The 14,754-nt window shown below is 61.0% G+C and carries 15 protein-coding genes and 1 pseudogene; 12 read left to right on the top strand and 4 right to left on the bottom strand.

Annotation, left to right across the window (positions count from 1 at the left end; genetic code table 11):
- Positions 1-61: 61 nt before the first annotated feature.
- Positions 62-352: a hypothetical protein gene (locus EJA70_RS16610; protein ID WP_008084563.1), complete on the bottom strand. Its 291-nt coding sequence runs from the start codon at positions 350-352 to the stop codon at positions 62-64.
- A gap of 123 nt (positions 353-475) precedes the next feature.
- Here EJA70_RS16610 and EJA70_RS16615 point away from each other — a divergent pair, with 123 nt between their 5' ends.
- On the top strand, positions 476-1,135 hold the full coding sequence (locus tag EJA70_RS16615) for a glutathione S-transferase family protein (protein WP_158832093.1): 660 nt from the start codon (positions 476-478) through the stop codon (positions 1,133-1,135).
- 119 nt (positions 1,136-1,254) lie between these two features.
- Here the strand turns inward: EJA70_RS16615 and argH are convergent, their stop codons facing one another.
- Entirely contained in the window at positions 1,255-2,649 is a 1,395-nt protein-coding gene (argH, locus tag EJA70_RS16620) for an argininosuccinate lyase (RefSeq protein ID WP_008084559.1), read from the bottom strand.
- A 336-nt stretch (positions 2,650-2,985) separates the two neighbouring features.
- On the opposite strand from argH, the pseudogene EJA70_RS31390 reads away from it, so the two are divergent.
- From EJA70_RS31390 to EJA70_RS16655, 8 genes and pseudogenes are all read left to right on the top strand, one after another.
- Positions 2,986-3,126: pseudogene (locus EJA70_RS31390) on the top strand (sensor histidine kinase); the annotation flags it as partial.
- Positions 3,123-3,869, top strand: coding sequence for a LytTR family DNA-binding domain-containing protein (locus tag EJA70_RS16625; RefSeq protein WP_007911111.1), 747 nt, complete (start codon positions 3,123-3,125; stop codon positions 3,867-3,869). The pseudogene EJA70_RS31390 and the gene EJA70_RS16625, both read left to right, overlap by 4 nt.
- Before the next feature lie 139 nt (positions 3,870-4,008).
- A complete protein-coding gene (gene hemC / locus EJA70_RS16630) occupies positions 4,009-4,950 on the top strand; it encodes a hydroxymethylbilane synthase (RefSeq protein ID WP_158832095.1) in 942 nt (313 codons plus the stop codon).
- A complete protein-coding gene (locus EJA70_RS16635) occupies positions 4,947-5,708 on the top strand; it encodes a uroporphyrinogen-III synthase (RefSeq protein ID WP_158832097.1) in 762 nt (253 codons plus the stop codon). The genes hemC and EJA70_RS16635 overlap by 4 nt, the downstream gene beginning before the upstream one ends.
- 16 nt (positions 5,709-5,724) lie before the next feature.
- Positions 5,725-6,870: a uroporphyrinogen-III C-methyltransferase gene (locus EJA70_RS16640; protein ID WP_158832099.1), complete on the top strand. Its 1,146-nt coding sequence runs from the start codon at positions 5,725-5,727 to the stop codon at positions 6,868-6,870.
- Positions 6,867-8,105, top strand: a complete 1,239-nt coding sequence (locus EJA70_RS16645) for a heme biosynthesis protein HemY (protein WP_158832101.1) — start codon at positions 6,867-6,869, stop codon at positions 8,103-8,105. Before EJA70_RS16640 ends, EJA70_RS16645 begins: the two co-directional genes overlap by 4 nt.
- A 218-nt stretch (positions 8,106-8,323) precedes the next feature.
- Positions 8,324-8,875 carry a disulfide bond formation protein B gene (locus EJA70_RS16650; RefSeq protein WP_158832103.1) on the top strand — a complete coding sequence of 184 codons (552 nt, stop codon included), beginning with the start codon at positions 8,324-8,326 and terminating at the stop codon, positions 8,873-8,875.
- A 184-nt stretch (positions 8,876-9,059) separates the two neighbouring features.
- Positions 9,060-9,518, top strand: a complete 459-nt coding sequence (locus EJA70_RS16655) for an Rsd/AlgQ family anti-sigma factor (protein WP_064116385.1) — start codon at positions 9,060-9,062, stop codon at positions 9,516-9,518.
- A 59-nt stretch (positions 9,519-9,577) separates the two neighbouring features.
- Here the strand turns inward: EJA70_RS16655 and EJA70_RS16660 are convergent, their stop codons facing one another.
- Positions 9,578-10,243, bottom strand: a complete 666-nt coding sequence (locus EJA70_RS16660) for an FKBP-type peptidyl-prolyl cis-trans isomerase (RefSeq protein WP_158832105.1) — start codon at positions 10,241-10,243, stop codon at positions 9,578-9,580.
- 192 nt (positions 10,244-10,435) lie between these two features.
- Between EJA70_RS16660 and EJA70_RS16665 the strand changes: the two genes are divergently transcribed.
- Positions 10,436-11,671: an AlgP family protein gene (locus tag EJA70_RS16665; protein WP_158832107.1), complete on the top strand. Its 1,236-nt coding sequence runs from the start codon at positions 10,436-10,438 to the stop codon at positions 11,669-11,671.
- Here EJA70_RS16665 and EJA70_RS16670 read toward each other — a convergent pair.
- Positions 11,668-12,129: a TIGR02444 family protein gene (locus EJA70_RS16670; RefSeq protein ID WP_158832109.1), complete on the bottom strand. Its 462-nt coding sequence runs from the start codon at positions 12,127-12,129 to the stop codon at positions 11,668-11,670. The genes EJA70_RS16665 and EJA70_RS16670 overlap by 4 nt on opposite strands.
- Before the next feature lie 50 nt (positions 12,130-12,179).
- On the opposite strand from EJA70_RS16670, the gene EJA70_RS16675 reads away from it, so the two are divergent.
- Both EJA70_RS16675 and EJA70_RS16680 read left to right on the top strand, forming a co-directional pair.
- Positions 12,180-14,090 (top strand): ATP-binding cassette domain-containing protein, encoded by a 1,911-nt coding sequence (locus EJA70_RS16675; protein ID WP_158832111.1) that lies wholly within the window; start codon positions 12,180-12,182, stop codon positions 14,088-14,090.
- Entirely contained in the window at positions 14,090-14,671 is a 582-nt protein-coding gene (locus tag EJA70_RS16680; RefSeq protein WP_008084536.1) for a mechanosensitive ion channel family protein, read from the top strand. The genes EJA70_RS16675 and EJA70_RS16680 overlap by 1 nt, the downstream gene beginning before the upstream one ends.
- Positions 14,672-14,754 lie beyond the last annotated feature (83 nt).

Raw genomic sequence — 14,754 nt, forward strand, 5'->3', positions numbered from 1 at the left:
GCCTTCGGCAGCTCCTACAGGGGATTTATGTAGGAGCTGCCGCAGGCTGCGATCTTTTGATTCAGGATTTTTCTGGCGGCAACTCAGGCAGCGCACGCAGGGCCGCTTCGTACCATTCAGTATCAAATGCGCGATCTTCATCGAGCATCGCGTCGATTTCGTAGGCCAGCACGTGCGCCATCAGATTGAGGATTTCTTCGCGCTCGACGCCGACCAGGGTCAGTTTGTTGAACGTCGCTTTGGCGGCCGGCGGGTTGTCGCTTTCGATCTGGTTCTCGATGGCTTCGATCAACGTCGCTTCGGTGAACTCTTCTTCGTCGTTGTCATTGTCGATGTCTGTCGGCTCGCTCATGGCAGGCTCCTCAAGGAAAGGCGCCAGTTTACCCGCATTCAACGGCGTGATGCTGCTGGCGGGATTGGCCTGCACGTTCTATAAACAGGCACTGCCCACCCCGCACGGCCTGGAGGCTATGTGATGCTCAAGCTTTATGGATTCTCAGTCAGCAACTACTACAACATGGTCAAACTGGCGCTGCTGGAAAAAGGCCTGTCGTTCGAAGAGGTCACGTTCTACCCGGCGCAAACCCCGGAGTCCCTGACCATCAGCCCGCGCGGCAAAGTGCCGGTGCTCGGCGTCGATGGTGGTTACATCAACGAAACCGCGATCATCCTCGAATACCTGGAGCAGACCCAGAAAGGCACAGCGCTGCTGCCGAGTGATCCGTTCGAGCGTGCGCAGGTGTTGGCGATTGCCAAGGAAATCGAGCTGTACATCGAGCTGCCGGGGCGTGCCTGTTATGGCGAAGCATTTTTCGGCATGACTTTGCCGGACGCGATCAAGGAAAAGACCAAGACTGAATTGTTGCTGGGTTTTGCGGCCTTGGGCCGACACGGCAAATTCGCCCCGTACGTGGCGGGCGACAGCTTGAGTATTGCCGATTTGTACTTCCTCTACAGCGTGCCGCTGGCCTGTGCGGTCGGGCATAAGCTGTTCGGGATTGATTTGCTGGCGGAGATGCCGCAGGCGAAGGCGTTGCTGGAGCGGCTTGAGCAGAATCCGCATGTGCAGAAAATTGCGGCGGACAAGGAGGCGGTGATGCCGGCGTTTTTGGCGATGATCGCTGCCAAGAAGTGATTTTTGTAGCGTTCTGAAGTCAGTCATCGCTGGCAAGCCAGCTCCCACAGGTCTTTGGGTCGAACCAAAATTGTGTTCCAGCAAAGAACCCTGTGGGAGCTGGCTTGCCAGCGAAGCTTTTAGCGGCTGGCGATCAGCGCTTGACCGCGCACCACAGCAGCCTTGACCTGCGCCGGCGCAGTCCCGCCGATATGGTCACGGGCATTCACCGAGCCTTCCAGGGTCAACACGGCAAACACGTCCTGCTCGATCTGATCGCTGAACTGGCGCAGTTCTTCCAGGCTCATCTCGGCCAGATCCTTGCCCGTGTCCACGCCGTACTTCACGGCATGGCCAACGATTTCGTGGCAATCACGGAACGGCAAACCACGGCGCACCAGATAATCCGCCAGGTCGGTCGCGGTGGAGAAGCCACGCAGCGCCGCTTCACGCATGATCGCGTGCTTCGGTTTGATCGCCGGGATCATGTCGGCAAAGGCGCGCAGCGAGTCGCGCAGGGTGTCGGCGGCGTCGAACAGCGGCTCTTTGTCTTCCTGGTTGTCCTTGTTGTAGGCCAGCGGTTGGCCTTTCATCAAGGTCAGCAGGCCCATCAGTGCGCCGAACACACGGCCGGTCTTGCCACGTACCAGCTCTGGCACGTCGGGGTTTTTCTTTTGCGGCATGATCGAACTGCCGGTGCAGAAACGGTCCGGCAGATCGATGAACTGGAACTGCGCGCTGGTCCACAGCACCAATTCTTCGGAGAAACGCGACAAGTGCATCATTGCGATGCTCGCGGCCGAGCAGAATTCGATGGCGAAATCGCGATCGGAAACGTTGTCCAGCGAGTTGCCGCCAACCGCGTCAAAACCCAGCAGTTGTGCGGTGTATTCGCGGTCGATCGGGTAGGTGGTGCCGGCCAGCGCGGCGCTGCCCAATGGCATGCGGTTGGTGCGCTTGCGGCAGTCGACCAGACGCTCGTAATCGCGGCTGAGCATTTCGAACCAGGCCAGCATGTGGTGCCCGAAGGTCACTGGCTGCGCGGTCTGCAGGTGAGTGAAGCCCGGCATGATGCTCGCAGCTTCGCGCTCGGCTTGCTCCAGCAGGCCTTTTTGCAGACGGGTGATTTCGGCGAGGATCAGGTCGATCTCGTCACGCAGCCACAGGCGGATGTCGGTGGCCACCTGGTCGTTGCGGCTGCGCCCGGTGTGCAGTTTTTTGCCGGTGACGCCGATGCGGTCGGTCAGGCGTGCTTCGATGTTCATGTGCACGTCTTCGAGGTCGATGCGCCAGTCGAACTGACCGGCCTCGATTTCGCCCTGAATGGTGTTCAGGCCGTCGATGATGCTGTCGCGCTCGGCATCGGTCAGCACGCCGACCTTGGCCAGCATGGTGGCGTGGGCGATCGAGCCCATGATGTCGTGGCGATACAGGCGCTGGTCGAAAGTGACGGAGGCGGTGAAGCGGGCGACGAAGGCGTCGACGGGTTCACTGAAGCGGCCGCCCCAGGACTGATTGGTCTTGTCAGTGCTCATGAATTCGCTCGTATCGGCTTGAAGAAAAAAGGCGTGAAACGCTGGCGCGGATAATAACAGGGTTGCCCAGACTGTCGCTGACACCGGTCGATACGTTTTTTTCTCATTGGCTCAGTCATAGTCGGCGCTGCGCCCGGGAGATATGCGCAAGGATATTTTCCGATTGAGCAATATCGGCCCGACGAGCGTCTACAGTAGGACATAAGGGTCGGCGCGACTTTCGATCGCGCAAAGGTCTGGCCGCCGACTATAAGAAGAGGGGGGTGGGTGTAATTGTCCTTCGGCAATCCCCGTGAGAAACGCAGGAAACAGCGGGCTTTGAGCAGTACGACACGGACACTGGCAAATATTGCTGGCCGACGTACGGCACTTTTTGGCGCTCGGGCTAGTCTTAGCGTGGATCGCGGTGACGGACGTCACTTCACCTGTCTACGCTATCCTTGTGCGAGACTCACGCAGGAATCCAGCGCAATATGAATGTCCTGATCGTTGATGACGAACCACTGGCTCGCGAGCGCCTCAGCCGAATGGTGAGCGAGCTCGAGGGTTATACAGTTCTGGAGCCCAGCGCCACGAATGGCGAGGAGGCGTTGGCACTGATCGACAGCCACAAACCGGATATCGTGCTGCTTGATATCCGCATGCCGGGCCTCGACGGCCTGCAAGTTGCTGCCCGTCTGTGCGAACGAGAAACGCCGCCCGCCGTGGTGTTTTGCACCAGCCCCGATGAATTTGCCGTGGAAGCCCTGCAGGCCAGCGCCGTGGGCTATGTGGTGAAACCCGTGCGAACCGAACATCTGCATGACGCCCTGAAACGGGCGGAACGTCCCAACCGGGCGCAACTCTCGGCCCTGACCCGTCCCGCTGCCGAAAGTGGCACCGGCCCGCGCAGCCACATCAGCGCCCGCACCCGTAAAGGCATCGAACTGATCCCGCTGGATCAGGTGGTCTATTTCATTGCGGACCACAAATACGTGACCTTGCGCCACGAGGCCGGCGAAGTGCTGCTCGACGAGCCACTGAAGGCTCTGGAAGACGAATTCGGCGAACGCTTTGTGCGTATCCACCGCAACGCCCTGGTCGCCCGCGACCGCATCGAACGTCTGCAACGCACGCCGCTGGGGCATTTCCAACTGTTCCTCAAAGGCCTCAATGGTGATGCGCTGATCGTTAGCCGTCGGCACGTGGCCGGTGTGCGCAAAATGATGCAGGGCCTGTAATCCGGACATTTCCGGGCGGCTCACACTTCTTTCCATCGGGCATTGCAGGCCAGGGAGGCCGCGCCGACTCTGATTCAAGTCAAAGTGGATTTGGCTGAGCTGTTATTATCCGCCGTATCTATTCAGTACGGATTGATCCATGTCCTCTCGCGAAATCCGCATCGCCACCCGTAAAAGTGCGCTGGCCCTCTGGCAGGCCGAATACGTCAAAGCCCGTCTGGAGGCGGCCCATCCGGGCCTGCTGGTGACGCTGGTGCCCATGGTCAGTCGCGGCGACAAGCTGCTCGATTCGCCACTGTCTAAAATCGGCGGCAAGGGCCTTTTCGTCAAGGAACTGGAAACCGCGCTGCTGGAAAATCAAGCCGACATCGCCGTGCATTCGATGAAAGACGTGCCGATGGACTTCCCTGAAGGCCTCGGTCTGTTCTGCATCTGCGAGCGCGAAGACCCGCGCGATGCCTTCGTTTCCAATACCTATGAAAGCCTTGAAGCGTTGCCTGCCGGCAGCATCGTCGGCACCTCCAGTCTGCGTCGTCAGGCACAACTGCTGACCCGTCGCCCGGATCTTGAGATCCGCTTTTTGCGCGGTAACGTCAATACGCGTCTGGCCAAGCTTGATGCTGGCGAGTACGACGCGATCATCCTCGCAGCGGCCGGCCTGATCCGCCTCGGTTTCGAAGAGCGCATCACTTCGGCAATCAGTGTCGATGACAGCCTGCCGGCCGGTGGCCAAGGTGCGGTCGGTATCGAATGCCGCAGCGCCGACACGCAAATCCACGCCTTGCTCGCACCGCTGCATCACGCCGACACTTCGTCGCGCGTGACTGCCGAACGTGCCCTCAACAAACATCTGAATGGCGGCTGCCAAGTGCCGATCGCCTGCTACGCCGTGCTCGAAGGCGAGCAGTTGTGGTTGCGTGGTCTGGTCGGCGAGCCGAGCGGTGGCAAGCTGCTCAGCGCTGAAGCCCGTGCGCCACGTGCTAATGCCCAAGCATTGGGTGTGCAGGTAGCTGAAGATCTGTTGAGCCAGGGCGCCGCCGACATTCTCAAAGCGGTCTACGGCGAGGCAGGTCACGAGTGACCGCTTGGCGCCTGCTGCTGACGCGCCCTGCGGAAGATTGTGCGGCGCTCGCCGAGACGTTGGCGGCGCAGGGCGTTTTCAGTAGTTGTCTGCCGCTCCTGGACATTGTCGCGCTGCCAGTCTCTGACAAGATTCGTCAGGCGATTGCGCAGTTGCCGGGTTGCAGCGCGGTGATCGTGGTCAGCAAACCGGCGGCGCGCATTGCACTGGATTTGCTCGACGGCTCGCCTGCGCTGACGATGCCGTGGTTCAGCGTCGGTGCGGCAACCGCGCAGATTCTTCGCGATCATGGCCTGGATGTCAGCTTTCCCGCCGACGGTGATGACAGCGAAGCGCTGCTGCAGTTGCCGCGTCTGCGAGAGGCGGTCAGCCGACCGGGTGCGCAGGTGTTGATCCTGCGCGGGCAGGGCGGGCGCGAGCTGCTCGCCGAGCGTTTGCGTGAGCTAGGTGCTAGTGTCGAATATCTGGAATTGTATCGACGTGACCTGCCAGCCTATGCACCGCACGCGTTGCCGCAGCGTATCGCAGCGGAACGCCTGAACGGGCTGGTGGTCAGCAGTGGACAGGGTTTCGAGCACCTGCGCGAAATGGCCGGCGATGCCTGGCCCGAGATTGCGCAGCTGCCGTTGTTTGTTCCAAGCCCAAGGGTCGCCGAGCTGGCACGTGCCGCCGGGGCTAAAACAGTTGTGGATTGCCGCGGCGCGAGTGCCGCGGCTTTGCTGACGGCGTTACGGGAGCATCCCGGGCCCGTTCTCTAATGCAAAGGATGGATACGTGAGCGAAACAGCCTTGCCAAAAGATGATGTCCAGCCTGTCGTGCTTGAAAAGCAGGTTGAAACTCCACCGCCGGCCAATGAGCCGCGCCGAGGCAATGGACTGGCCATCGTCGCCCTGTTGCTCGGTGCTGCCGGCGTCGCGATCGGTGGCTGGGGTGTCTGGCAGGTCCGTCACCTGCAGACCAACACCCAACAACAGTCGGGCCAGGTGCAGGCGCTGAACGATCAGGCGCAGAGCCTGAAACTCAACGAGCAGCGTCTGACCGAGCGCCTCGCGCAGTTGCCGGGCGCCGACGAACTTGCCGAGCGCCAGCGTCTGGTGACGCAGCTTCAGGGCGATCAGCAACGCCTCAACCAACGCTTGGAAACCGTCCTCGGGGCGAGCCGCAAGGACTGGCGTCTGGCCGAGGCCGAACACCTTCTGCGTCTGGCCAGCCTGCGTCTTTCCGCGTTGCAGGACATCAGCAGCGCGCAGGCACTGGTGCAGGGCGCCGACGAAATTCTCCGCGAACAGAACGACCCTGGTTCTTTCGCTGCCCGCGAGCAAGTGGCGAAAACCCTGGTGGCCCTGCGCAGCACCGCGCAGCCGGATCGCACTGGGCTGTTCCTGCGCCTCGGCGCGTTGCGCGATCAGGTCATCGACCTCACCGAGCTGGCGCCGGAGTACAAGGATCGTGGCGAATCGTTGCTGGGCCTGACTGCCGACGGTGACGGCGCCAGTCGCTGGGCACAGTGGTGGGATCAGGTTTCGCGTTACATCCGTATCGATTTCAACGCCGACAAGAATGTTCGGCCGCTGCTGGCCGGGCAGAGCCTGAGCCAGGTACGTCTGGCCCTGAGCCTGGCGCTGGAGCAGGCGCAGTGGGCTGCGCTCAACGGACAGGCGCCGGTTTATACCCAGGCACTGGCCGAGGCGCGTGACGTGCTCAAAGGCAATTTCAATCCGGACAACCCGCAGAGCAAAGTGATGCTGGAGCAGGTTGGCGAATTGAGCAAAGAGCCGGTCACGGTCAACACGCCGGATCTGGCCGGCACTCTCAGCGCGGTGCGGGCGTATCTGGAACGGCGCAACGTCAATGCTGAAGAATCGGTGAAACCCTTCGCCAAGCCTGCCGCCAATACCGCGCAGGAGGCGACGCCATGAAGCGCCTGTATGTGATCGTGTTCCTGGTGATCGCGGCGACGGCGGCGCTGGGCCTGGCCATTGCTCAGCATTCCGGTTACGTGCTGGTCGCCTACAAGAGCTTTCGCTACGAAGCGAGCCTGTGGGCAACGCTGGCGGTCATCGCGGTGCTGTGGCTGCTGATCTGGGGCATCAAGGCGTCGGTCGAGCTGGTGATGACCTCCAGCGGCGTGGTTAATCCATGGTCACGGCGCAACCGCAGCCGTCGCGTGCAAGTGGCGATCGAACACGGTCAACTGGACCTGGCCGAAGGGCGCTGGGCCAGCGCGCAACGTCATCTGCATCGCGCGGCTGAAGCCGAACGCCAACCGTTGCTGTACTACCTCGGCGCTGCGCGCGCCGCCAATGAGCAAGGCAATTACGAAGAATGCGACCGTCTGCTGGAGCGTGCGCTGGAGCGTCAGCCGCAGGCCGAACTGGCGATTGCACTGAGCCATGCGCAACTGCAAACCGATCGTGGCGATACCGATGGGGCGCTGGTCACACTGCAAGCGATGCACGAGCGTCATCCGCACAATGCGCAGACGTTGCGTCAGTTGCAGCGCCTGTATCAGCAGCGTGGTGAATGGTCGGCGGTGATTCGCCTGCTGCCGGAGCTGCGCAAGGACAAGGTCCTGCCAGCGGCCGAACTGGCTGAACTCGAGCGACGCGCCTGGGGCGAGAACCTTTCGCTGGCGGCGCATCGCGAAGAGGACGGCACGGTGGGCCTGCAATCGCTCAATCGGGCATGGCAGCAACTGACTTCCGCGCAACGTCAGGAATCGCCGCTGGTGCTGGCGTATGCCGAGCAACTGCGGCAGTTGGGCGCTCAGGTGGAAGCCGAGGAAGTCTTGCGCGGCGCCATCAAACGCAAGTTCGACAGCCATCTGGCCCGCCTGTATGGCCTGGTGCGCGGCAGCGATCCGGCGCGTCAGTTGCAGACGGCTGAAGGCTGGCTCAAGGAGCATCCGAACGATCCGAGCCTGCTGCTGACCTTGGGGCGTCTGTGCCTGCAAACCAGCCTGTGGGGCAAGGCGCGCGATTATCTGGAAAGCAGCCTGCGCGTGCAGCGCAATCCGGAAACCTGCGCGGAACTGGCGCGTTTGCTGGCGCAGCTGGGTGATACCGAGCGCAGCAACCAGCTGTTCCAGGAAGGCCTCGGTTTGTTGGATGAGCGCCTGCTGGCGGCGCCGTTGCCGGTACCTGCTCGCGCCTGAAAACACGGGGGAGTTCGCTCCCTCGTTTTCGTTTCGCGACTATTGATTACCTGCAAATCAGCCTCGAAGGCAAAGTCCTACAGCGTGCTTTACCTTTTCCTCTCTACCCTGTCGGGTTTTCCCTACACCTTTACCGAAGTGTCGCCAGCCCACCGCCTTGAAAGGCTGACGCGCTTTCCTCTACCGTAACTGCCTGTCTCTACTGTTACGGAAAAGCCATGTCGTTGGCCTGCTCACGCTCCTTGTTTTTCATGGCTTTCACTGCGGGGGCCGTTGCCCTGGGAGCTTCCTATTACCTTGAATACGCGGTTGGCCTGGTGCCGTGCAGCCTGTGCCTGGTGCAGCGATTGTGCATGACGCTGCTCACAGCCTGTTGCGGACTGGCGGCGGTGCACGGCCCGCAACGCCTCGGTCTGTCGTTCTATTGGGTGGCCGCGCTGGGTGCCAGCCTCGGCGGAACCACTGCGGCCTGGCGACAGGTGTTGTTGCAGAGCGATCCGGTGTTGCAGTTGGCAAACTGTTCACCCGATCCCGCCACCTTGTTCAGCAACCTGCCATGGCTGTGTGCGGCGGTGCGGATGTTTAACGGCAGCGCCGATTGCGCGGAAATTTCCTGGACGCTGTTTGACCTGAGCGTTCCAGAGTGGAGCTTGCTGTTCTTTATGGCCGTCTCCGTGCTGGCGTTTTTTCAACTCGTGCGACAGGTCTGGAACGCTCTGCAACGACCGCTCAGCGGCGAAGCGTCGCACCGGGGGTTGGTCAGGGATTAAACACTTGTATGAACTTTATCTCCTGCGTACCTTGAAGCCATAGGCGCGCGGGCATAATCTGGCCCGCACGTGTCATTGGATTTATGTTGCTCGATGACGCTCTGCCCGTCCGCACTCCAAGCGATAAACCAGAAGAGAGGCGCGGGTGTAGAGCAGCATGACCCACAAGGGAAGAGAGATCGCCATGCTCGAAAGTTGTCAGAATGCTCAGGAACGCTGGGGTGGAGTTCATCTGCTGATCGACCGCTGGTTGCAAGAGCGTGAAGATCTGATCGGTGCCTACGACAAACTGGGTGCACAGCCTGAGTCGCTGTCCGAGAGCCGCAAGCCCTTGCAGGAGTTCTGCGGTGTGCTGGTCGATTACGTATCGGCCGGGCACTTCGAAATCTACGAACAGCTCACTGGCGAAGCCAAGGCGTTCAACGACAAGCGCGGCCTGGAACTCGCCGAGACAATCTATCCGCGCATCGACGTGATCACCGAGAAGCTGCTCGCGTTCAACGATCTGTGTGATGAAGGCAAATGCGTTGCCGAGAAATTCAAAGAGCTGGGTGGTTTGCTGCACGAGCGCTTCGAGCTCGAAGACTGCCTGATTGAAGTGCTGCACACAGCGCACAAGGAAGAGGATCCGGTTCAGGCCTGATCCTTTCTACCGATCAAAAAAAACGGTGCGCCCACAGCGCACCGTTTTTTATTGCCTGCTCAACTGGTCGCGCCGCGCAATTCCACTTCAAACACCAGCGGTGTGAATGGCGCGATCAGGTCACCGGCACCGTCCGCGCCATACGCTTGATCCGATGGAATCACCAGGCGCCATTTCGCGCCCACCGGCATGTTTTGCAAAGCGGTGCGCCAACCGGCGATCACGCTGTCGAGGTTGAACCATTGTGGCTGAGTGTTCTGATCGAACACGGTGCCGTCGGGCAAGCGACCGACATACAACACCTGCACTTTTCCATCCGGCCCGGCTTTGGCGCCAGTGCCTGGCGTCAGCTCGGTCAGGAGGATGCCGTCGGCCAATTCCTTCACGCCCGGTTTGGCTTTTTCTGCCGTGAGAAACCGCTGCTCGTTTTCCATCGCGGCATCACTGGAAGGCTGCGCCGAATGTTCGGCATTTTGTGCTTCGTGATCAGCCAGAATCTGTTCGATACGTGCTTCGCTCAGTGCCAGCGGCTTGCCTTGATAGGCTTGCTGCAAGCCTTCGACCAACGCTTGAATCTGCAACTGCGGGACTTCCTGACGCAGGCGTTCACCCAGGCTTGCACCAAGACTGTAGGCGAGATCGTGAGCGTCATTCGCGGTGGTTTTTTCGTCGGCGTGAGCCACTGAAAAAACCATGCAGAGGGATAAAAAAAGGTAGCGCGACATGGGCACTCTCCGTCCTGAGATGCGGTGGATTATGCCAGCGCAAACGTCTGCAACGGTGAACTGCTTTTGACTTGTCGAAGAACATTTTCACTTCGTTGCAACGCAACCGTTTCGATACTGTCAAGATGACCTAGCGGCGGTAGCAGCAGAGGTCTAGTATGAGCCGCATTCACGTCAGCCAGGAGGTAAACCATGTCGGCCACCAAGAAGCCTGTAAACACTCCGTTGCACTTACTCCAACAACTCTCGGGCAGCCTGCTCGAGCATTTGGAAAACGCTTGCTCGCAAGCCTTGGCTGATGCTGAAAAACTGCTCGCCAAACTGGAAAAGCAACGCGGCAAGGCGCAAGAAAAACTGCACAAATCGCGTACCAAATTGCAAGACGCAGCAGCTGCCGGTAAAGCCAAGGCACAGACCAAAGCCAAAGGCGCAGTGAAAGAACTGGAAGACCTGCTCGATGCGCTCAAGGATCGTCAGTCCGACACCCGCAGCTACATTCTGCAACTCAAGCGCGACGCCCAGGAAAGCCTGAAACTGGCCCAGGGTGTTGGCCGCGTTCAAGAAGCCGTGGGCAAAGTATTGTCGACTCGCTCGGCCAAACCAGCAGCGGCACCAGCGAAGAAAGCTGCTGCAAAACCTGCTGCAGCCAAAGCTCCAGCGAAAACTGCAGCAGCCAAGCCTGCTGCAAAAGCGGCTGCTAAAACCGCTGCCAAGCCTGCTGCAAAAGCACCGGTGAAAGCCGCTGCAAAACCAGCGGCCAAAGCAGCTGCAAAACCTGCAGTGAAGAAATCTGCTGCGGCGAGCGCTGCAAAACCGGCGGCTAAAACCACAGCGGCAAAACCTGCTGCGCGTACTGCCGCTGCCAAGCCGGCTACCCGTGCCGCTGCTGCTAAACCAGCCGCAAAACCAGCTGCTGCCAAAGCTGCTCCAGCGAAAACCGCCGCTGCTAAACCGGCCGCCAAACCTGCTGCCAAAGCTGCGGCAAAACCTGCTGCGGCAAAACCAGCTGCCAAGACTGCCGCTAAACCAGCAGCAGCCAAGCCTGCGGCAAAAGCACCAGCCAAAGCTGCTGCCAAACCGGCTGCAAAACCAGCCGTGAAAGCCGCCGCCAAACCGGCAGCCAAGCCAGCCGCTAAACCGGCCGCTGCTGCCAAACCAACGACTGTTGCCGCCAAGCCTGCTGCTGCAAAACCAGCCGCCAAGCCAGCTGCAAAACCTGCCGTTAAAAAGCCAGCCGCTGCCAAGCCAGCCGCTGCCAAGCCAGCTGCCGCCAAACCGGCTACCGCGCCTGCCGCCAAACCTGCCGCACCGGCTGTGTCGGCTGCGCCAGCGGCACCTGCTCCAGCCGCTACCACCTCGACCCCTTCGACTGCGTCATCGCCAGCCGCTGTGTCGAGCACCAGCAACAACCCAACCAGCGCTTCCTAAGTGCCGGTAGCCGCGACGCGCAGCACTTGCAGCGCGTCGCGGTTCGGGCTGGCTGCCATGCCGGCCAAGCCTTCCAGCCAGGTCATCGAACCTGCCTCGTTTCGCGTCCACTCCTGCGCCACACCCTCAAGCCGTGACAGCAACACTCGCTCAGCTTCCAGCTCAAGTGACTTGATCTGCTCGCGCATGCCTTTCAACACCGCATCATCCACCGCACGGGTTTTCCATTGCATGCGCAGTGCCCGCAGCGGCTGCACTACCTCGATATCCCACGGCTCGGTCAGCGCCTGAAGCTGGCGAACGCGTTGTTCATCGCAAGTCACCCCGCGTTGTTCCAGCCACAAACCACACAGCAGCAGGCACACATTCGCGCCCGCCGTTTGCAGTTGCAGGCAGGCGTCTTCCACGCCCGGACGGGCGTAGGTGGCAAGGGAAAAGCTCCACAGGTCAGAGGACATCGTGCTACTCGCGCCAGTTGTGAGCGAAGCTGGTAGACTCCGCCGCCATTATGATCCGACTTCAGAACCTGACTTTACAGCGTGGCCCGCAACGTCTGCTAGAAGACGCCGAGCTGACCCTGCACGCCGGCCACAAAGCCGGCCTCATCGGTGCCAACGGCGCCGGCAAATCGAGCCTGTTCGCTTTGATTCGGGGCGAACTGCACCCGGACTCGGGTGACTGCTTCCTGCCGGCTGACTGGCGCATCGCCCACATGCGCCAGGAAATCGAGACGCTCGAGCGCCTTGCCGTCGACTATGTGCTCGATGGCGACCTGCGTCTACGCGAGGTGCAACGTGACCTCGCTGCCGCCGAAGCGGCGCATGACGGTGCCGCTCAGGCCCGCCTGCACTCGGAACTCGACAGCGCCGACGGTTACACCGCCGATGCGCGAGCGCGCAAGTTGCTCGCCGGTCTGGGTTTCACCAACGAGCAGATGGATCGTCAGGTCGGGGATTTCTCCGGTGGCTGGCGGATGCGCCTGAACCTGGCGCAAGCCTTGATGTGTCCTTCGGACTTATTGCTGCTCGACGAACCGACCAACCACTTGGATCTCGACGCAATCATCTGGCTCGAAGAGTGGCTGAAAAGCTACCCGGGCACCTTGCTGCTGATTTCCCACGACCGCGATTTCCTCGACGAAGTCGTCGATCACGTCGCGCATGTCGATCAGCGCAAGATCACCCTCTACCGTGGTGGCTACACCGCGTTCGAGCGCGCGCGTGCCGAGCGTCTGGCCCAGCAGCAGCAGGCCTACGAGAAGCAGCAGGCGCAACGTGCGCACATGGAAAGCTACATCGCCCGCTTCAAGGCGCAAGCCACCAAGGCCCGTCAGGCACAGAGCCGGATCAAGGCCCTGGAGCGGATGGAAGAGTTGTCGGCAGCTCACGTCGATTCGCCGTTCGACTTTGTCTTCCGCGAGTCGACGAAAATCTCCAGCCCGCTGATCGACCTGTCCGATGCGCGCCTGGGTTACGGCGACAAAACCATCCTCGAGAAGGTCAAGCTGCAACTGACCCCGGGTGCACGGATCGGCCTGCTCGGGCCGAACGGCGCGGGTAAATCGACGCTGATCAAGAACCTCGCCGGCAAGCTCTCACCGCTCGGTGGACGCCTGACCCGTGGCGAGAACGCCGTGGTCGGCTACTTCGCTCAGCATCAGCTCGACTCGCTGGATTCCAAGGCCAGCCCGTTGCTGCACATGCAGCGTCTGGCACCGAGCGAACGCGAGCAGACCCTGCGCGACTTCCTCGGCGGTTTCGACTTCCGTGGCGCGCGCATCGATGAGCCGGTGCTGAATTTCTCCGGTGGCGAAAAGGCGCGTCTGGCCTTGGCGTTGATCGCCTGGGAACGTCCGAACCTGTTGCTGCTCGACGAACCGACCAACCACCTCGACCTGGAAATGCGCCTGGCGCTGACCATGGCGCTGCAGGAATTCAGCGGCGCGGTATTGGTGGTGTCTCACGATCGGCACTTGCTCAAAAGCACCACCGACAACTTCTACCTGGTCGCGGACGGCAAGGTCGAAGAGTTCGATGGCGACCTCGAAGACTATGCGCGCTGGCTGGTGGAATACCGCCAGCGCAACGCGCCGGTCAGCAACACTCCGGCCAACCCGGACAAGACTGACAAGAAGGCTCAGCGTCAGGCTGCAGCTGCCTTGCGTCAGCAACTGGCGCCGCACAAGCGCGAAGCCGACAAGCTTGAAGCTGAACTGGGCAAGCTTCACGAGAAGCTCGCCAAGGTCGACGCCAGCCTCGGCGACAGCGACATCTACGAGCCGGCGCGCAAGAACGAGTTGCGTGATCTGTTGGCCGAGCAAGCCAAGCTGAAGGTTCGCGAAGCCGAGCTGGAAGAAGCGTGGATGGAAGCCCTCGAGACGCTGGAAAGCATGCAGGCGGAGCTGGAGGCGCTGTCCTGATGGAAGCGTTCAAGCTGCCGCTGCCGGCGATGTGGGTCGAGCCAATCTGGCTGGGCGTGCAGATTCTGCTGATCCTGCTGGCCGGTTATCTCGCCCAACGCTTCGTTGCCAAGTGCCTGACCCGCTTGGGTGAGCGTTATCCGTTCCCGCCGCAGTTGCTGATGCCGCTGCGTGGCGTGCTGCGCTGGCTGATCATGGGCAGCGCGGTGATCTTTGTTTTGGAACGCCTCGGTGTTTCGGCCACGGTGTTGTGGACGGCGCTGTCGGGTTTCGTCGCGGTGGCGGCAGTGGCGTTCTTCGCGATGTGGAGTGTGCTGTCGAACCTGCTGTGCGCGATTCTGATCTTTACGGTCGGGCCGTTTCGGCTGGGCGATATCGTTGAACTGGTCGACACCACGGACAAGCCTGGCGTGAAGGGGCGGGTGGTGGCGATCAATCTGCTTTACACGACGTTGATCGAAGCGGAAGAGTTGGGGACGGGGAGCGCGATGGTGCAGGTGCCGAACAGTTTGTTCTTCCAGCGTTCGGTGCGGCGTTGGCGTGGGACGGATGTGTTTCCGTCTAGCGGGTTTGAGAAGTAGCTTTTCCAAGCAAGATCAAAAGATCGCCGCCTGCGGCAGCTCCTACAGGGATCGCATTCTCATGTAGGAGCTGCCGCAGGCGG

Origin of the sequence: Pseudomonas sp. PB103 (genome assembly GCF_009764635.1) — a bacterium.
In the GTDB taxonomy this organism is placed as follows: Bacteria; Pseudomonadota; Gammaproteobacteria; order Pseudomonadales; family Pseudomonadaceae; genus Aquipseudomonas.